The sequence below is a fragment of the Mangrovimonas sp. ST2L15 genome (assembly GCF_001280515.1).
GTDB lineage: Bacteria > Bacteroidota > Bacteroidia > Flavobacteriales > Flavobacteriaceae > Mangrovimonas > Mangrovimonas futianensis.
Genome location: NZ_LBIQ01000030.1, coordinates 780,421 through 792,974 on the forward strand (window position 1 = coordinate 780,421; position 12,554 = coordinate 792,974).

Consider the following 12,554-nt stretch of genomic DNA (forward strand, 5'->3'; position numbering starts at 1 on the left):
GCAACCAGAAAAAGATAATGAAAAGACTATATATATTAATCGCTATGGTACTGATCGGGATGGTTGGGGCACATGCCCAACAGGATCCACAGTACACGCAGTACATGTACAATATGAACGTGATGAACCCCGCTTATGCGGGGTCCTTCGAGGGACTGTCCCTTGGGGCGCTTTACAGGAGCCAGTGGGTCGGTGTCGATGGGGCACCCAAGACGGCGACCTTCAACGGTCACATGCCCGTAGGGCGCAAGGTAGGGCTAGGTCTGTCGTTTGTTAACGACCAGATCGGACCTGTAAAGGAGAACAATGCCTATGTTGACTTCAGCTATACGCTGGAGTTGGGCGGCGGTCACAAACTGGCCATGGGGGTCAAGGCAGGAGCTACGTTTTATGACGTAGGTCTTACGGGCCTTGACAGGCTTGATGCCGATGACCCATTGTTGGGAGAGGACGTGAACAGTGTGTCCCCTAACGTAGGGGCGGGTTTCTACCTTTACAAGCCGGATACTTATTATGTGTCTCTTTCCATGCCGAACATCATCAGCACGATCCATTTGGATGCTGAGAACGGGAAGAAGGTAGGATCTGAGACGCAGCACTTTTTTGCGGCTGCGGGTTATGTTTTCGGGTTGTCAGACAACTTCAAGCTAAAGCCACACGCGATGATGAAGATGGCCTTTGATGCACCTATGACCTTTGACGGGAACTTGAACCTTTTCATGTACGATATCGTTGAACTTGGGGTTGGTTACCGTTTGGAGGATTCCTGGACGGCGATGGTAAACTTTATGATCACGCCACAGTTGCGCGTGGGCTATGCCTATGACCATATCGTGAGCGACCTTGACATCAACGCGAATGCCTCCCACGAGATATTCCTCAACTTTGATATCCTGCTTTCGAGAAAGGTATCCCGTTCACCACGTTATTTCTAATCATCCAATCACACAGAATTATGAAAAAGCTCAACATATTTATACTTATAGCAATGATCGGGTGCCTAGTGGGATATTCCCAGAACGCGGCGACCGAGACAGCTGACCGATATTACCAGAACTTTGAGTTCGTTAGAGCGATCAAGAGCTACGAGAAGCTGGTAGAGAAGGGCAAGGGCGACGAGTACGTATACCGTCAGTTGGCCGAGGCCAATTACAACATATTGAACACCGAGGAGGCAGAGAAATGGTACTACAAGGTACTTGAGAGCACTCCCGGAGATGCAGAGATCGTTTACAAGTACTCTCAGATGCTCAAGGCCAACGGGAAGTACGACCGTTCCAATGAGTACATGCGCAAGTTTGCAGAGTTGAAGCCAAACGACCAGCGAGCGGTAGCCTTCATGGAGAACCCGGACTATATTCCACAGTTGTTGGAGAAAGAGAAGACCTTCCGTTTGAAGAACCTGGACATCAACAGCGAGCAGTCCGACTTCGGAGGTACGATCAAGGACGGTAAGTTCTATTTTGCCACGGCAAGGAACAAGTCAAGAAAGACCTATGGTTGGAACGAGCAGCCGTTTTTGGATATCTACGTATCCGAGGTGACTGCAGATGGCTTTATGGAAGCCGACCAGATAGATGGCGACGTGAACACGCAGTTCCATGAAGGAGTTGCGGCGATCAGTCCCAATGGTACGACCATGTACTTCTCCAGAGAGAGTTTCTCGGAGGGGATGTACGAGAAGGACAGTACCACCAGAAGAAAGATCAGTGTGAACAACCTTTTCGAGGCTACCTTTGATGGCGAGAAATGGGGTTATGTAAAACCGTTCCCATTGAACAGCAACACCTTTACGATCAAGGACCCTAGCGTGAGCAAGGACGGAAAGACCCTTTACTTTTCCTCTGATATGCCAGGGGGTCACGGAGGTTATGACATCTACAAGGTATCCATCAATGGAGACGGTACCTACGGAGATGCGGTTAACCTGGGAGACATTGTCAATACCGAGGGAGATGAAGGTTTTCCTTTTATAAGCAGTACCGATGTCCTTTACTTTTCATCCAACGGGCACTTGGGTCTAGGAAACCTGGATGTTTTCTTTACCAAGCTTGACGGCGGGTCTTACCTGCCTGTAAGAAATGCAGGAGTGCCAGTGAACGGTAACATGGACGACTTTGCCTTTACCATCGATGAGGAAAGCGGGGAAGGATTTGTATCCTCCAATAGAGAAGGTGGCAAGGGAAGCGACGATATCTACCAGGTGTTCAGACTTCAGCCAATGTGTACTGTAGACCTTATTGCTATGGTTACCGACAGCCAGAGCGGGGAGCCATTGCAGGGAGCCAGCGTATCTGTATACGATGACCAGGGAAGCATGTTGCTTACCCAGTTGACCGATGCAGAAGGAAAGGCAACTTTCTTGGTAGAGTGCGACAAGCAGTCTGGTCTAGAGGTGAGCCTGGACGGTTATGAGAGCGTAAAGGTAAGTGTTGACGGTACATTTGATGAATCGACTACTGCAGAGGTGGCCCTGGATCCGATCGAGATGATCGTTGCAGAGGACCAAGTGGTACTGAACCCTATCTACTTTGAGTTCGACAAGTCAAACATCACGCCAGAGGCAGCCTTTGAACTTGACAAGTTGGTACAGGTGATGAACAAGTACCCTGATATGGTGATCAACGCGACTTCACATACGGACAGCCGTGGATCTGCCTCATACAACGAGAGATTGTCTGACAGACGTGCCAAGACGACCGTACAGTATGTGATCTCCAAGGGTATAGATGCCTCAAGGATCACAGGTAAGGGTATGGGCGAGAGCGATCCAAAGGTAGATTGTGGAAGCAACTGCAGCGAGGAGGAGCACCAATTGAACAGAAGGTCTGAGTTTATCATCACCACTGGAGGTCCACAGGACCAATAGGGAGATGGAGGACCCAAACATAAGAGCATAAAAAAAGCCCTACCAAACGGTAGGGCTTTTTTGTTATCTGATTTCTTTACCATTTTTATCTAAAAAATGATATTCTAAATATGTGTAAGCATCTCTAGGTAAAATTTTTACCCATTTTTTGTGTTCAAAAAACCATTTTGAACGTACTGATGGAAATCCTTTTGTTAAAAAGGCTGCTATAAAAGGGTGTGTGTTTAAGGTTACCTTTTTATAGTCTTTTTTAAAGATTTGTTCTAAATCGTGGGTGATCTTTTGGACTAGAACAATTGGTGCTTCAACTTCTTCGCCATTAGTGCCGTTAGGATTTTCCTCACGGGTTTTAATGTTCATTTCAGGTCTTACACGCTGTCTTGTAATTTGTACCAATCCAAATTTACTTGGAGGTAATATTTTGTGTTTTGCCCTATCATCTTTCATTTCTTCCCGAAGATGATTGTAAAGGGTCTTTCTGTTATCAGCTTTTGTCATATCAATAAAGTCAATGACTATGATACCACCCATATCACGTAATCTTAATTGCCTGGCTATTTCTGATGCCGCAATTAAATTGACTTCCAATGCTGTTTCTTCTTGGGTTTTAGCTTTGTTAGAACGATTTCCACTGTTCACATCTACCACATGTAGTGCTTCAGTGTGTTCTATTACTAAATAAGCTCCCTTGGCCATAGAGACAGTTTTACCAAATGAAGTTTTGATCTGTCTTTCTATCCCAAATTTTTCAAAAATGGGTACATTGGATTGATGTAACTTAACTATAGATTCTTTCTTAGGTGCAATTTCTTGCACATAATCTTTGATTTTAATATAAAGCTCCTCATCGTCGATATGAATGTTTGTAAATGTGTCATTAAACATATCTCTCATAATTGAAGAGGCTTTATTGAGCTCTCCCAATACTTTACTGGGATGATGAGCTTTGTGTAATTTTTTACACATGGCCGTCCAACGACCTAAAAGATTTTGTAAATCTTTATCTAATTCGGCTACTTTTTTGCCTTCTGCTACTGTTCGTACAATAACTCCAAATCCAGCCGGCGCAATACTTTTTACTAAGCGTTTTAAGCGGTCTTTCTCTTCTCTATCTTCTATTTTTTGAGAAATAGAAATACGATCGGAAAAAGGAACTAAAACTATATAGCGACCAGCAATTGATAATTCAGAACTGATTCTGGGACCTTTCGTTGAGATAGGTTCCTTGACAATTTGTACTAGAATAGATTGGTTTGATTTAAGAACGTCGTTAATTTTTCCGTCCTTATCAATGTCCTTTTCAAATGGGAAATTCTTAAGAGAAAAATCTTTTAGTTTACCTGTGCTTACACGTTTGGTGAATTTTAAAAGAGAGGGAAGTTTTGGTCCTAAATCATGATAATGTAAAAAGGCATCTTTTTCGTAGCCTACATTTACAAATGCAGCGTTTAGACCAGGAACGGCTTTTCTGATTTTGGCTATAAACACATCACCAACAGAAAAGTTGTTACCACCTTCATCTTTTTGTAATTCAATTAGTTTTCCATCTTTTAATAAGGCAAAATCAACATGTTCAGAATTAGATCGAATAATCAATTCTTTATTCATTGTGTTAATTTTTATCCATCACGCTAAGCATGATAGATGGATTAAAAAATAATTTGTTCACAGGATTTTAAATCCGTGGAGTTGGTTAAAAACGCAAGGTTTCGTTTTACTCAACTCTTTTCAAAGAACGTTTTGGTTAAAAAACCAAAAAAGTAGTTAGACAACTACTTTTTTGACTTATTTTTTCTTTTTGTGACGATTAGCGCGTCTTCTTTTTTTACGCTTGTGCGTTGCAACCTTGTGTCTTTTGCGTTTTTTACCACTTGGCATGTTGTACTCGTTTTTTTAAATTATTACTGTGTTTATTTAACTTCTACGTTAGATTTTACACCTTCTACAAATACTTTAGCTGGTTTAAAAGCTGGAATATTGTGAGCTGGTATTTTAATAGTTGTATTTTTGGAGATATTTCTACCAGTTTTTTCTGCTCTTGTCTTAACAATAAAGCTACCAAAACCTCTAAGATAAACATTGTCTCCAGCTTCTAATGAAGTCTTAACTTCATCCATGAATGATTCAACAGTTGCCTGTACATCACCTTTTTCAATTCCTAATTTTTCAGAAATTCTTGCTACTAAATCTGCCTTAGTCATTTTATTTATTTTTATTATGTTACTATTAAATTAAAAGGGTTGCAAATATAGGAATTAAATATCCAATTCTTCAAACCTAAAACACTAAAATTTAATTAAATAAACAATTATTTTTGCTTTTCGTATTTATCTTAAATGACTATCACAAAAAATTTAACCTCTTGGTATTCAAACAGTAAAAGGGATTTGCCATGGAGAAAAACAAAAGATCCATATCGTGTTTGGTTATCAGAAATAATTTTACAACAAACTCAAATCAAGCAGGGATTGCCTTATTATGAACGGTTTATTTTAAGGTTTCCAAATGTTTATGACTTGGCCAATGCCTCTGAGGAAGAGGTTTTGAAATTGTGGCAAGGGTTGGGTTATTACTCTAGAGCCAGAAATTTACATGCAACAGCAAAGTATGTTGCCTATGAATTAAATGGTCAATTCCCAGAGACCTGCGGTGGTTTATTAAAGCTTAAAGGTATAGGAGATTATACTGCAAGTGCCATAGCATCTATTTGCTTTGGGGAACCAAGTGCTGTTTTGGATGGTAATGTCTATCGTTTCCTATCAAGGTACTTCGGAATTGATACACCTATTAATACGTCCCAAGGATTTAAAGTTTTTAAGGCTTTGGCTCAAGATATTTTGGACGATAGGGATCCAGAAAAACACAATCAAGCTATAATGGAGTTTGGAGCGCTTCATTGCACTCCAACAAACCCAAGTTGTGACACGTGCCCTTTTCAGAATACCTGTGTGGCATTTGCCGAAGGAAAGACTTCTGAGTTACCTGTAAAACTTAAAGGTAAAAAACCAGAAAAAAAGTACTTCAATTTTTTAGTTTTTCTTTCAGATAATGAAACCATATTGGAGAAACGAAAGGGTAAAGGGATTTGGAAGAACTTATTTCAATTTCCATTAGTGGAAACTTCAAAAAGTTTAAAGGTTCAGGAGGTTCAAGTTTTGGTTGATCAATCTGAATTGTTATCCAACACTGTTTCTGAAATATACCTATATAATGAGGACGATATCGTGCATAAATTATCCCACAGACACCTTTATACCAAATTTTGGATTGTATTAACTGATAAATTACCTGTTGAGGGCGTAAATTGGGATCTAGTTAAAAAATATGCGGTTCCTATATTAATTGGAAATTTTTTGGAGACCTTTAATTTCCAAGAGGTTTTAAAAGAATAATAAATTTTTATTAAATTTAAAGTAGTCATAAGCAAATATGTAACTTTGCTAACTTAAATTTCAGGAAAATTATGTCAGGTACATTAAATAAAGTGATGCTAATAGGGCATTTGGGAGATGAAGTGAAAATGCATTATTTTGAGGGTGGAGGTTGTGTAGGTAGGTTTCCTTTGGCAACAAATGAAACTTATACCAACAGGCAGACCAATGAACGTGTTACCAACACCGAATGGCATAATATTGTAGTGAGAAATAAAGCGGCAGAGATTTGTGAAAAATACCTAAGTAAAGGAGATCGTATTTATGTTGAAGGTCGTATAAAAACGAGAAAATGGCAAGATGAAAACGGGAACGAAAGATATTCAACAGAAATCCAATGTACAGATTTTACGTTTTTGACCACAAAGAGTGAAAGTGAAAGACCATCTGGCGATTTTCAAAACAAGCCATCTGCACCTAAACAAGATTCACAGGTAAGTGAACCAATGATAGATGATGATAATGATGATCTTCCTTTCTAACCATATGTCTAACTAAACCATTGATAATTGGACCCTGAACCCCCGAGTTTAATCATCAATTTATTGACCGCGGATATTTCAATTGTCCTAGGTTTTGTGCTGCTTTTTATTCTGTTGATTTGTTCAGCGCTGATTTCTGGTGCTGAAGTAGCATTGTTTTCCTTGAGTAGAACCGATTTGGAGGAAGGCTTTGGAGAAAAGTCCAATGCAGTTCCTATTTTGACCAAATTGCTTGAAAGACCTAAAAAATTATTAGCCACCATTTTAGTAGCCAATAATTTTATAAACATTGGTATTGTTATTTTGTTCTCCTACTTAGGGGAATTCTTGTTTGCTGGTTTGATTTCTCCAGTTTTGAAATTTTTATTGGAGGTTGTTCTTGTTACTTTTTTAATCCTGCTTTTTGGTGAAATATTGCCTAAAATTTATGCAAGTCGAAACCGAGTCAAGTTTGCTTCCTTTATGTCTTATCCACTTCGTGTACTGGATGTGTTTTTCTCTCCGCTAAGTCTTCCCATGAGAAGTATTACATTGGCTATTCATAATAAATTAGGAAAGCAAAAATTAAATTTTAGTGTAGACCAATTGTCCCAAGCTTTGGAGTTAACTAGTGAGGAAGATACTACTAAGGAAGAGCAAAAAATCCTTCAAGGCATTGTTTCCTTCGGGAATACAGATACCAAACAGGTTATGAGGCCAAGAATAGATATTTTTGCTATCAATATTAATCAAAAATATACTGAAATTATATCGGGGATAGTGAAACAAGGGTATTCCAGAATTCCAGTTTATGAAGACAATATTGATAACATTAAAGGGGTTTTGTATGTTAAGGATTTACTTCCTCATTTAGACAAAAAACAATTGGATTGGACGACTTTACTACGGGAGCCATTTTTTGTTCCAGAGAACAAGAAGCTGGATGATTTGATGGTAGAGTTTCAAGAAAAGAAAGTGCATCTAGCTGTTGTAGTGGATGAATATGGGGGAACCTCAGGATTGATTTCTTTGGAAGATATTATTGAGGAGATTGTGGGTGATATCAGTGATGAATTTGATGATGAAGACCTCGTTTATTCCAAATTGGATAATAACAACTATGTGTTTGAAGGTAAAACACCGTTGAAGGATTTTTATAAAATTATCAAGTTAGAAGACGATACTATTTTTGAAAGTTCAAAGGGGGAAGCTGAAACTGTTGCTGGATTTGTTTTGGAAATTTCGGGAGGGTTTCCCAAATTGGGAGCAAAAATAAATTATCATGGTTATATTTTTACCATAGAATCATTAGATAAAAAACGTATTAAACGATTAAAAGTTACCTTGCCATAATGTTGAAAAATTTATTGTCCCTTGCTATATTATTTATTATCACCTGTTCTTGTAAGGATGATCCTGTTCCAAAACCAAATGCATTTTTGCGATTGGAATATCCTGAAGCTACTTATAAAGAGGTAGATCTTAAACTCCCGTTCACTTTTGAAAAGAATACTATGGCAGAGGATGTGAAAATTAGGCAATTGGATAGCGCAACAAATAGTTTTGGTATTGATTTGAGTTATCCTAAACTAAAAGGAACCATATTTTTGACCTATAAAGGGGTAGACCAAAACAAGGACAAGTTGATCGCCTACCTCAGGGATGCCCAAAAATTCACACAAGAGCATACTAGAAAAGCTGATGAGATTTCCGAACAGGTGTATGAAAGTAAAGACCGTAGGGTCTATGGGATGTTTTATGAAGTTGGGGGTAATGCGGCATCACAGTCACAATTTTATATTACAGATAGCATCAACCATTTTTTGACGGGATCCTTATACTTTTATGCTAAACCAAATTACGACTCCATTCTTCCTGCAGCTCATTATTTGGAAAAGGATATCAGATATATTATGGAAACTGTTAAGTGGAAATAAAAAAGCATCCATAATAGGATGCTTTTTTATGTCTTTATTATGCTGAACTTTTAAGCCTTCGCTTTTTGTGCACAACAAGCCATTTTACAATCTTCTTTGCAAGTCATGGGTTTGTCATTGGAAGCAGTTTCTTTTACTTCAGCTTTTTTACCAGCACAACAGTCTTTAGTACACCCAGGTTTACAAGCCATGGTCTCAGATGAAAAAGAGTCAACCTTTTTTAGGTCTTTAACCTCATATACTTCTCCAGCTTTTTTTACGGTTTCTTCAAGAGACGCAGGTGTTACTTTGGCTTCATCATATTCAACCATAGCCAATTTTTTATCAAAATCTACCTTGGCCGACTTGACACCTTCCATGTGAGCCATTTTGTTTTCAATGGTTTTAGCACATCCCATGGCGCAGGTCATGCCTTCAATGGTGAATTCAGCCTTGGCATATGTTGCATTAGGGTCAAGTTCCTTTACCTCGCTTGAAGTTTCCATTTCAACGGTTTTTACCTCTGGAGAAACATTGTCTTTACAGGAGGTTAAAAATGTTACCACAACAAGTATGGCGAAAATATGTTTTAAGTTTTTCATTTGTTTAAAGTATTTAATGTCACAAAATTAAGAATTCTTCTCGGTTAATTGCCCTAAATATATGAATTTTGCATTTTGTAAAAATTGATGAAAAATTCTCAAAATAAGTGGTTTTATTTAGTGCTCCTTTCTTTAATATGGGGGACTTCATTTATCCTGATAAAGAAATCTCTATTAGGCTTGTCGGCTTTTCAAATGGGTGCCTTACGCACTATCATTACAGGTTTTTTTCTATTCTTAGTGGGATATAAGCGTATTAAAACCATTTCATCCTCAGATTGGAAATGGCTGGCTTTGTCAGGTTTCTTAGGATCCTTAATGCCTGCGTTTCTTTTTGCAATTGCTGAAACTGAAATTGATAGCGCCATAGCTTCCATGCTAAACTCTTTAGTGCCCATTTTTACTTTGATTATGGGCGCTTCTATATTTCATATTAAGTCTACCAAAAGGCAATTGATTGGGGTGATGATAGGATTTGTGGGGACAGCTGTTTTAATTTTTCAGGGGGCTGAATTGAATCCCGATCAAAACTATTTGTATGCGGCATTTATCATTGTGGCGACTATCATGTATGCAGCAAATGTGAATATTATTAAAAGGAATTTGCAACATGTAAAACCTCTAACCATCGCAGTAGGTAATTATGCAACCATTGTATTGCCTGCTGTTTTAGTGCTTTTGTTTTCAGGTTTTTTTGAAAATGAAAGATTGAACCATCCTGAGCTAAAACAATCACTGATTTATGTGGTTATCCTTTCTTTTTTTGGTACAGCTGTAGCAAAAGTATTATTTAACAAGTTGGTACATATGTCATCCCCAGTATTCGCTTCCTCCGTTACTTATTTGATGCCTGTTATTGCTTCGGTTTGGGGCGTGATTGATGGAGAGAAGTTTGGTGGGGTTCAAATCATTGGTTCTGCTCTAATATTATTGGGGGTTTACTTAGCGCAGAGGAAGAATAAATAAAAAAGGCCTTAACAAGGCCTTTTCCAAATTAAAGTATTTTCTAGTTAAAGTCTTCGTCGGTAACGCCTTCGTTAAATACTACGCTTGTAAATGTAATATTGATGGATTGCATTCCAGAGACCATATCTTGTTTGAATGGAAATAGAATTCCGTCTATTTCTTTGTAATCTGAGTAAGCTATTATGGAGTTTGCAGTGCCGCCTTCTACTTCCACCTTTTCCAGTAGGTGGGTTTTGGTATTGTAGAATCTGTAACTTTTAGTGGCTTCATCCAATACTTTTATTTTGTAAAGCTCTTTGTCACCTTCAGTAACGATGCCTTCTAATGCTATCTCATCACTTTTAGCATATAATTCTTGAAACAAGGTGTGCTTTCCTTTCTTTGGAGCGATTTGCTCTTCGGTTAGATCTACTTTCATTCCTTGTTGCTCAACATATCCTTTTTCACCATCAAACACTTGTTTATTTAAAAGGCCCATGCCCTCGGCGGTCATTGCCATGTATTCTTTATTAGGTACTTTTATTTTCATTTCGGTGGAAATAATCATAGGAGCTCCTGGGATAGTAACGGTTCCTTGGATTGCAGCGGTTTCAATCGATTTTAATTTCTTTTCGCCTCCAATGGCCTTAATGTATTCCTTGTAAACGGTTTGGGCTGTGACGCCATTTGGAGCGGCTTTAATTTCTGGAGTAGTTGTTGGTGTTGCTTCCTGAGCTTGTAAATTGAATCCTAAAAAGGCTATAAGGGCTGTAAAAACTATTTTTTTCATGTGTTGTTTATTTTATTATTTGGCTATTGGTATGCAAGTTATGATTTATGTTACAACTATGTAGCTAAATGTAAATAAGTTCATAAAGTTTTTAATAAATGACATTTTTTTCGGAAATTGAAAGGACAACTAATTAAAAATCAAACAAAAATGGATTCTTCCTTGTCAGTTTCGGTAAAATATGGATTCTTTATTTCATTGGGCCTAATCGGCTATTTTTTGATTCTTCGTTTGTTCGGGTTGCATCAAAATATATGGTTACGTATATTAAATGGAGCGATTATGGCCTATGGCTTATATGCCGCCATCAAAAGTTATAAGTTGGCGTCTGGTATGGAATTTAATTATACGGAAGGGTTCAAAACTGGCTTGTTTACTGGTTTTATCGGAACTTTTCTATTTATGATTTTTATGGCCATTTATCTTTTTCATTTGGATCCAGAGTTTATGAATAGCATTCTTCAAAAGTTTTTAAATGGTAATTACGGTGGCGGTATGTTATTGTTTATCATTCTCATTGAAGGTTTTGCTTCAACTGTGGTGCTTACCCTATCGTTTATGCAAATTTTCAAAAACAGCAAGAAAATAGGTCAATTTGAATAAAACGTTTGTAGATTAATTATTTAGCAGTATATTTGCACCCGCCTTAGCCAGCTGGCAGGCACATTTTAATTTAAATTAATTAACATAAACGTTACGCTATGTACGCAATTGTAGAGATAGCAGGGCAACAATTTAAAGTTGAAAAAGACCAAAAAGTGTTTGTTCATCGTTTAGCTACCGAAGAAGGTAAAACAGTATCTTTTGATAATGTTTTGATGGTAGGAGACGGAGACAAAGTAACTTTAGGCGCCCCAGCTATAAACGGAGCTCAAGTAGGAGCAAAAGTTTTAAAGCACCTTAAAGGTGATAAAGTTATCGTTTTCAAAAAGAAACGTAGAAAAGGTTACCGTGTTAAAAACGGTCACAGACAAGCATTAACTGAGATTGTTATTGAAAGTATCGTTGCTTCAGGTGCAAAACCAGCTGCTAAAGCTGAGAAAAAAGTTGAGGCTCCTAAAGCTGAAGCTTCTCAAGATTTAAGTGCTTTGACTGTTGCTGAATTAAGAGAAATGGCGAAAGCTAAAGATATTTCAGGATATTCTTCAATGAAGAAAGCTGAATTAATCGAAGCTTTAAGTTAATAACCAAAATAAAATCGAAATAAAATGGCACATAAAAAAGGAGTCGGAAGTTCGAAAAACGGTAGAGAATCAGAATCGAAACGATTAGGAGTTAAGATTTTTGGTGGTCAAGCGGCTATCGCTGGTAACATTATCGTAAGACAAAGAGGTACTGCTCACCATCCAGGTGAAAACGTATACGCTGGTAAAGACCATACTTTACACGCTAAAGTTGATGGTATCGTGAAATTTGAAAAGAAAAAAGACAACAAGTCTTATGTTTCAATTGTTCCATTTGAAGCATAATTACAGCTCTTTTTCAATATAACTGGAAACCCTTTCAATTTTGAAAGGGTTTTTTGTTTTCTATTATTTAA

The 12,554-nt window shown here is 37.9% G+C and carries 14 protein-coding genes; 10 read left to right on the forward strand and 4 right to left on the reverse strand.

All coding sequences use genetic code 11. The features are described from left to right. Nucleotides 1-17 precede the first annotated feature (17 nt). Entirely contained in the window at nucleotides 18-935 is a 918-nt protein-coding gene (locus ZA07_RS07265; protein WP_053971044.1) for a type IX secretion system membrane protein PorP/SprF, read from the forward strand. Nucleotides 936-955: 20 nt separating this feature from the next. Next, nucleotides 956-2,869, forward strand: a complete 1,914-nt coding sequence (locus ZA07_RS07270; RefSeq protein WP_053971047.1) for an OmpA family protein — start codon at nucleotides 956-958, stop codon at nucleotides 2,867-2,869. A gap of 63 nt (nucleotides 2,870-2,932) precedes the next feature. On the opposite strand, the gene ZA07_RS07275 is transcribed toward ZA07_RS07270, so the two are convergent. Both ZA07_RS07275 and ZA07_RS07280 read right to left on the reverse strand, forming a co-directional pair. After that, nucleotides 2,933-4,477: a ribonuclease E/G gene (locus tag ZA07_RS07275; RefSeq protein ID WP_053971048.1), complete on the reverse strand. Its 1,545-nt coding sequence runs from the start codon at nucleotides 4,475-4,477 to the stop codon at nucleotides 2,933-2,935. A 302-nt stretch (nucleotides 4,478-4,779) separates the two neighbouring features. Further along, on the reverse strand, nucleotides 4,780-5,079 hold the full coding sequence (locus tag ZA07_RS07280) for an HU family DNA-binding protein (protein ID WP_304438205.1): 300 nt from the start codon (nucleotides 5,077-5,079) through the stop codon (nucleotides 4,780-4,782). Between the two features lie 126 nt (nucleotides 5,080-5,205). On the opposite strand from ZA07_RS07280, the gene mutY reads away from it, so the two are divergent. The 4 genes from mutY (at nucleotide 5,206) to gldD (ending at nucleotide 8,698) form a co-directional block, all read left to right on the forward strand. Beyond that, a complete protein-coding gene (gene mutY, locus ZA07_RS07285) occupies nucleotides 5,206-6,261 on the forward strand; it encodes an A/G-specific adenine glycosylase (RefSeq protein ID WP_053971050.1) in 1,056 nt (351 codons plus the stop codon). 71 nt (nucleotides 6,262-6,332) lie between these two features. Then, entirely contained in the window at nucleotides 6,333-6,782 is a 450-nt protein-coding gene (locus ZA07_RS07290; RefSeq protein WP_053971051.1) for a single-stranded DNA-binding protein, read from the forward strand. 27 nt (nucleotides 6,783-6,809) lie between these two features. Then, a complete protein-coding gene (locus ZA07_RS07295; RefSeq protein ID WP_053971052.1) occupies nucleotides 6,810-8,114 on the forward strand; it encodes a gliding motility-associated protein GldE in 1,305 nt (434 codons plus the stop codon). Then, complete coding sequence (gene gldD / locus ZA07_RS07300; protein WP_053971053.1) at nucleotides 8,114-8,698, forward strand: gliding motility lipoprotein GldD; 585 nt, start codon at nucleotides 8,114-8,116, stop codon at nucleotides 8,696-8,698. The genes ZA07_RS07295 and gldD overlap by 1 nt, the downstream gene beginning before the upstream one ends. A gap of 50 nt (nucleotides 8,699-8,748) precedes the next feature. Here the strand turns inward: gldD and ZA07_RS07305 are convergent, their stop codons facing one another. Continuing rightward, the gene (locus ZA07_RS07305; RefSeq protein WP_053971054.1) at nucleotides 8,749-9,279 is read right to left on the reverse strand and encodes a heavy-metal-associated domain-containing protein; all 531 of its coding nucleotides are present in this window, start codon (nucleotides 9,277-9,279) and stop codon (nucleotides 8,749-8,751) included. Nucleotides 9,280-9,366: 87 nt separating this feature from the next. Here ZA07_RS07305 and ZA07_RS07310 point away from each other — a divergent pair, with 87 nt between their 5' ends. Continuing rightward, nucleotides 9,367-10,245, forward strand: coding sequence for a DMT family transporter (locus ZA07_RS07310; protein ID WP_053971055.1), 879 nt, complete (start codon nucleotides 9,367-9,369; stop codon nucleotides 10,243-10,245). Nucleotides 10,246-10,285: 40 nt separating this feature from the next. Here ZA07_RS07310 and ZA07_RS07315 read toward each other — a convergent pair whose 3' ends face one another. Next, nucleotides 10,286-11,014, reverse strand: a complete 729-nt coding sequence (locus ZA07_RS07315) for a hypothetical protein (RefSeq protein WP_053971056.1) — start codon at nucleotides 11,012-11,014, stop codon at nucleotides 10,286-10,288. A gap of 150 nt (nucleotides 11,015-11,164) precedes the next feature. Here ZA07_RS07315 and ZA07_RS07320 point away from each other — a divergent pair, with 150 nt between their 5' ends. The 3 genes from ZA07_RS07320 to rpmA all read left to right on the forward strand — a co-directional run bounded on the left by ZA07_RS07320 (nucleotide 11,165) and on the right by rpmA (nucleotide 12,483). Further along, nucleotides 11,165-11,617, forward strand: coding sequence for a DUF4199 domain-containing protein (locus ZA07_RS07320; protein ID WP_053972083.1), 453 nt, complete (start codon nucleotides 11,165-11,167; stop codon nucleotides 11,615-11,617). A 98-nt stretch (nucleotides 11,618-11,715) separates the two neighbouring features. Further along, nucleotides 11,716-12,198: a 50S ribosomal protein L21 gene (gene rplU / locus ZA07_RS07325; protein WP_053971057.1), complete on the forward strand. Its 483-nt coding sequence runs from the start codon at nucleotides 11,716-11,718 to the stop codon at nucleotides 12,196-12,198. 24 nt (nucleotides 12,199-12,222) lie between these two features. Beyond that, nucleotides 12,223-12,483 carry a 50S ribosomal protein L27 gene (rpmA, locus tag ZA07_RS07330; RefSeq protein WP_053971058.1) on the forward strand — a complete coding sequence of 87 codons (261 nt, stop codon included), beginning with the start codon at nucleotides 12,223-12,225 and terminating at the stop codon, nucleotides 12,481-12,483. The last annotated feature ends 71 nt before the right edge of the window (nucleotides 12,484-12,554 follow it).